This is a genomic window from Candidatus Frankia alpina (assembly GCF_902806485.1).
Classification (GTDB): domain Bacteria; phylum Actinomycetota; class Actinomycetes; order Frankiales; family Frankiaceae; genus Frankia; species Frankia alpina.
The window spans coordinates 1-5,641 of record NZ_CADCWT010000273.1; the positions used below are offsets into that span (position 1 = coordinate 1).

Annotated in this window: 6 protein-coding genes; all 6 read left to right on the forward strand. The window is 71.8% G+C overall.

Annotated features, from left to right (window positions below):
• Nucleotides 1-1,032 (forward strand): serine/threonine protein kinase (locus tag G6R25_RS20605; RefSeq protein ID WP_419469392.1); only part of this gene is annotated, 1,032 nt, incomplete at its 5' end.
• 159 nt (nucleotides 1,033-1,191) lie between these two features.
• Nucleotides 1,192-2,127: a proline dehydrogenase family protein gene (locus G6R25_RS20610; protein ID WP_163554251.1), complete on the forward strand. Its 936-nt coding sequence runs from the start codon at nucleotides 1,192-1,194 to the stop codon at nucleotides 2,125-2,127.
• A 58-nt stretch (nucleotides 2,128-2,185) separates the two neighbouring features.
• Nucleotides 2,186-3,859: an L-glutamate gamma-semialdehyde dehydrogenase gene (gene pruA / locus G6R25_RS20615; RefSeq protein WP_163554252.1), complete on the forward strand. Its 1,674-nt coding sequence runs from the start codon at nucleotides 2,186-2,188 to the stop codon at nucleotides 3,857-3,859.
• A gap of 114 nt (nucleotides 3,860-3,973) precedes the next feature.
• Nucleotides 3,974-4,210, forward strand: a complete 237-nt coding sequence (locus G6R25_RS20620) for a hypothetical protein (RefSeq protein WP_163554253.1) — start codon at nucleotides 3,974-3,976, stop codon at nucleotides 4,208-4,210.
• Between the two features lie 33 nt (nucleotides 4,211-4,243).
• Nucleotides 4,244-4,927, forward strand: a complete 684-nt coding sequence (locus tag G6R25_RS20625; RefSeq protein WP_163554254.1) for a DUF5134 domain-containing protein — start codon at nucleotides 4,244-4,246, stop codon at nucleotides 4,925-4,927.
• Between the two features lie 294 nt (nucleotides 4,928-5,221).
• Entirely contained in the window at nucleotides 5,222-5,587 is a 366-nt protein-coding gene (locus G6R25_RS20630) for a hypothetical protein (protein WP_205447296.1), read from the forward strand.
• Nucleotides 5,588-5,641: the final 54 nt, after the last annotated feature.

The window sequence follows — 5,641 nt, forward strand, 5'->3', positions numbered from 1 at the left end:
AAACGTTACCGGGAAAGGCTCATTCTGATCGGCGAGGACGGTCGCGTGGTACTGGTCGATTTCGGGGGCGCGGTACATGCAGCCGAACCGACCATCACGGAAGGCCCGATCGGGACGCTGGCCTACATGGCGCCGGAACAGTTCGAGGGCACCCGCATGCTGTCGGCGAGCGACTTCTTTTCACTCGGGGCGACCCTCTACTACACGGTCGAGGGAGTTTCGGCGTTCTCCCGCCCGACCGAAGCCGCCACGATCCAGGCTGTGCTCAACGAACATCCCCGCATCGTTCGGGCTCCCGAACCGCTGGCCAGCGCAATCCTGGGGTTTCTGGTCAAGGATCCGCAGCGTCGTCTGACCGGCGCTACGGGGTTGGCGGCCCTCCGGGCCGCGGCAACCGAGCTCCGGCAGCCGCCGCAGGAGTCCGACGCGACCGGCATCGTGGTGCATGGCCAGCCCGGCGAGCCGCAGGTGTCTCGGCCGGCGAAGCCGGACCCGGTCGAGATGACGGAGTCGATCCGGTATCGCGAGGCTCCGCTGCGCCGGGCCGTCGGGGGCGTGCTCTCGGCCTGTGCGCTCGCGGCTGCCGCCATCCCCTGGGTCCTCGGACCGGCCATCGGTCTGCCAGCCTGGGGCTATGCGCTGGCCGCCCTCTGGACCAGTTTCTTCGGAGGTTGGGCCGCCGCTTTCGGCTATCTTCTCTGTCGACCCGACGTGCTCGTGCTTGACGGGACGTCGTTGCGGTACCGCCGTGGGGCCGAGGAGCATGTCCTACCCCGCCAGCAGGTCAGCGGCGTCCGCGTCCGCGCCGGGCGCATCGAGATCGTCCTGTCGGATCCGACCGGCGCAGCGCACTATCAGGGTCGCTCCGAGCCTCCGCAGATCGACGACGCGGGCGTGCTGCTTTTCTGCAGACTTGAGGATCTGTCCGGCGTCTCCGACGACAAGGTCCTCGCCGCGTTGCGGAGCTTCGGCTACGACGTCGCCGTCACAGCAGCTTCCATCCCCCGGGAATCTCTTCGGCCAGCTCGCTGAGCGGGGACCCGTCCGTGTGCTCGCAGGTGGCCTCGCCAGGCTCGCCGCCTGTGTGGATCGGTGGATCGAGCCGGTGCCGGGCTGGACAGGACACGTCGACTGCGGAACGCTACCGACTGTGCCTTCGTCGTTGCCTACTGTCGAGGTTGGGGGGTCTGGGTGATCCGCCGTCTCGTTCCCCGGCTGGTCGCCAGCCCGCCGGCGCGTGTCCTGCTCACCCGCGGGCCGCTCGCCGTCGGCGTCGTCGACCGGTTCGTCGCGGGCCCCACGGATGCCGACGCCGTCGCCGCCACCGCTCGGCTGGCCGATCTCGGCCTGCGGGCGTCGGTCGACCTGCTCGGCGAGGGGGTCACCCGGCCGGACGACGCACTCGCCACGGTCCTGGCCTACCTGCGGCTGCTCGACCTGGCCGACCGGGCGGGCATCGCCGCCGGGCTCGACGTCTCGGTCAAGCTGTCCGCCCTCGGCCAGGCCGTGCCGCGCGACGGCCGCAAGCTGTCCTACGAGAACGCCGCGGAGATCTGCGCCCGGGCGGCGGCGGTGAACGCCACCGTCACCGTCGACATGGAGGACCACACCACCACCGACGCGACGCTGGACACGGTGGTCGAACTACGCCGGGACTTCCCGTCGGTCGGCGCGGTGGTACAGGTCCAGCTGCTGCGCACCGAGGGCGACTGCCGCGACCTGGCCCGAGCCGGCTCGCGGGTACGGCTGTGCAAGGGGGCCTACCGGGAGCCGGCGGGCACCGTGCACCGGGGGCGCCCGGCCGTTCGCGTCGCCTACGCGCGCTGCCTGGGCATCCTGCTCGCCGGCCCGGGGTATCCGATGATTGCCACCCATGACCCGGCGCTGATCGGCGTTGCCGGCCGGCTGGCGACCGAGCTGCGCCGCGCGCCCGCGACCTACGAGTACCAGCTCCTGTACGGGGTGCGCCCCGCCGAGCAGCGGCGGCTCGCCGCGACCGGGGCGACGGTGCGGGTGTACCTGCCCTACGGCCCGGACAGCGTGCCCTACCTGACCCGACGGCTCGTGGAGAAGCCCGCCAACGTGCTGCTGGCCGTGCGGGCGCTGGGCAGCCGGCGCGGCGCGTGAGACCCGCAGCCGGCGGGTGCGGGCAGGGCGGCGGGTGCGGGAAGGGGAGGAGGCGGCCGTGCCGGTGGGCGTGAGCGCGGGATGGGTGCCCGCCGCTGACAACGAACCGGTGCGTACCTACGCCCCGGGCTCGGCGGAGCGGGCGGGTCTGCGCCGGGCGCTGCTCCGCCTGGGCGGTGAGCATCTCGAACTGACCAACACGATCGGCGGGCGCAGCCGCCCCGGCGGCGGGCCGCCGCGCGACGTCGTCCAGCCGCACGCACATCGTCGGGTGCTCGGCACGCTGCGGGAGAGCACTCACGCCGACGCGGCAGCGGCCGTCACCGCGGCGAAACAGGCCGCGGCCGGCTGGCGTGACCTCGGCTTCGCCGGCCGGGCCGCGGTGTTCCTGCGGGCGGCCGACGCGCTCGCCGGACCCTGGCGCGACACCCTGAACGCCGCCACCATGCTCGGCCAGTCGAAGACCTGCCAGCAGGCCGAGATCGACGCCGCCTGCGAGCTGATCGACTTCTGGCGGTTCAACGTGATGTTCGCCGCCGAGCTGCACGACGCCCAGCCGCGCAGCGCCGCCGGCGAGTGGAACCGCCTCGACCTGCGTCCGCTGGAGGGCTTCGTCTACGCGGTCACGCCGTTCAACTTCACCGCCATCGCCGGGAACCTGCCGACCGCCCCCGCGCTCATGGGCAACACGGTCGTCTGGAAGCCCGCGCCCACGCAGGCGTTTGCCGCGCACCTGCTCATGCGGCTGCTGGAGTCGGCCGGCCTGCCGCCCGGGGTCATCAACCTCGTCGGCGGCTCGGGGGAGCCGGTCAGCGACGTCGTGTTCTCCGACCCCGACCTCGCCGGTGTGCACTTCACCGGCTCCGCCGCCGTGTTCACCCGGTTGTGGCGGGCCGTCGCGGACAACCTCGACGGCTACCGTTCCTACCCCCGCATCGTCGGGGAGACCGGGGGCAAGGACTTCGTCGTCGCCCATCCCTCGGCCGACGTCGACGTGCTGCGCACGGCGCTGGTCCGCGGCGCGTTCGAATACAGCGGGCAGAAGTGCTCGGCGGCGTCGCGGGCCTACGTCCCGGCGAGCCTGTGGCGGCGGATGGACGCCGAGCTCGCCGCGGCCACCGAGGCCCTGTCCGTCGGCGACGTCAACGACTTCGACCACTTCACCGGGGCCGTCATCGACGCCCGCGCCTACGCCCGGCTCGCCGGCGCCTGCACCCGCGCCGCCAGCGACTCCACCGTCACCGTGCTCGCGGGCGCCCAGTGTGACGACGCGGTCGGCTGGTTCGTGCGCCCGACGATCCTCGTCGGCACCGACCCGGGCCGGGAGTGGTTCACCCGGGAGCTGTTCGGCCCGATCCTGTCCGTCCACGTCTACGATGACTCCCGGCCGGACGCCTGGGACGACGTCCTGCGCCTGGTCGACCGCACGTCGGCCTACGCGCTGACCGGCGCGGTCGTCGCCACCGACCGCGCCGCGATCGCGCGGGCCGACGAGCTGCTGCGCTTCGCCGCCGGCAACTTCTACATCAATGACAAACCGACCGGTGCGGTCGTCGGGCGCCAGCCGTTCGGCGGGGCGCGGCGGTCGGGGACCGACGACAAGGCCGGCTCCGCCCAGAACCTCCTGCGCTGGGTCAGTTCCCGGGTGGCCAAGGAGAACCTGTGCCCGCCGGTCGTCCACGACCACCCGCACATGGGCGGCGGGGCCGGGATGCGCGGCAGCTGTTCATGAGCAAATGGTAGTGAACAAAACGACATCTGCCGGAAACCTGGTGAACGGTAGGACAACTGGATCTGCGGATCCTAAACTGGCGCCATCGCTCCCTCCCCCGATCCAGGAGTCGACATGCCCGCAGTCGAGAGCTCCCGCCACGTCCTGACCTTCTGTGGAAAATGCAGCTGTGGCTGTCCGGAGCTGTTCGTCGACCACACCGCGCCCGCCGAGCGCCGCATCGTGCTGACCGACGACTTCGGGCAGCGGATCCAGATGAGCGTCGAGCAGCTCCAGGTCATCGTCGACGAGGCGCGCGCCGGCCGCATCACCGAGCTCGTCGATGCGGAACTCGCCCTGGGCATGGGCTGAGATGCCCGGCGGCCTGCCTCGCAGGGGGAGCGGGTGGGTCGCGGGTCGGGGCACACTGCGCACCTGCGGCCGGGTGTTCGGCATCCGCCGCCCGCCGCGGTGACGCACCAGCACTCTGCGGCGCTGTCCTCGCAGCAGCTTCCTGCGGCCGTGGCGCTTGCCGCGGCCGTCGCCACCGGCATCGTCGCGCTGTTCCACGCGACCCGGATCGTCACCGGCGAGGGACGGGCGCACCACGTCCCGGCGTTCGCTCGCCGGGTGCTGCGGGGTCGGTCGGCCGCGTTCGTGCCGGTGGAGATCGGTCACACGATCGTCGCGGTGGGCATGGCGATCATGTTCGTCGGTCCGTCCGGGTTGGCGTCCTCGGGTGCCTTCGCCCTTACCTACCTCGTCCTCGCCGGGGTGTTCCTGGTCCTCGTGCTGACGAACCCCGCCTGCTGCGAGCCGGCCCAGTGGTCATGCTGCTCGATGCTTGTCGTCGAGGCGTTGGCGATGGCCTGCATGGCCCACGCGGGCCGGTGGCCGGTGGGTGACCTCGGCGACCGCGGCGACCTGTCCGGCTGGTTCGCCGTCGTCTTCGCCGTGGCTGCGGTCGCGGCCGTCGGGGGCCCACTGCTGCGCCGGGCCTGGCCGGCCTGGGACGCCATCCCCGCGCCGATTACCCCCGCCGCGTCCCGGCTGGTCATGGCCGGCGGCATGCTGCTCATGCTGCTCTGAGGCACCGCCGCCGCGGCCAGCGGGCCGCACCCGCCTTGCCGTGTCGCACCGAGCCCCGTCCGTGGCAGGCGCGACAGCGGCGCCGGTAGGTCTCGCGGCCCGTGCCGTAGAAGGCCTGTCCCTCGCCCCGGCAGCGCGGGCAGTCCAGCTCGACCGCGCCGTGGTGGCGGCCGGGAATCAGGCGCGCGGCGAGCCGTGCCGAGTTCGTTGCCCTGTATCCCCATCGGGGCGCCGTCCCGAACCGACGGCACTCCCGATCTCGCCAAGCGGCTTATCCGCAAGGCGGAGAATGGTGTGCGTGTCCGCGTGCTCCTCGGTGATCCGGACTCGGAAGCGGTAGCAGCGCGAGGGACCGAAGAGGGGGTGTTCGGCGGGGTGGCCGCTCGTATCCGGCTGTCCCTGACCCACTTGCAAGACGCCATCGGGGTGCCAGGGGTACACATCCACCTGCACAGCATGACCCTCTACAGCTCCATCTACCGCTTCGATGACGTCCTGCTCGCGAACACCCACGTGTTCGGAACTCCGGCCGCTCAGAGTCCAGTGATCCACTTACAGCGGATACCGGGCGGACGGCTGTTCGACCACTTCATGAGCAGCTTCGATCGGGTGTACTCCGGCTCCGTGCCGGTAGAGGGGAGCGCGGCGCACCGTGGCTAGTAGGGCTTTGTTAGGTGTCGTTGAGTTGTGGTTTCAAGCGATCTGGTGACGGAT

What these genes read in the sequence shown, in the direction of transcription:
- G6R25_RS20620 (WP_163554253.1), top strand. Translation starts at nt 3,974, where the DNA reads ATGCCCGCAGTCGAGAGCTCCCGCCACGTCCTGACCTTCTGTGGAAAA.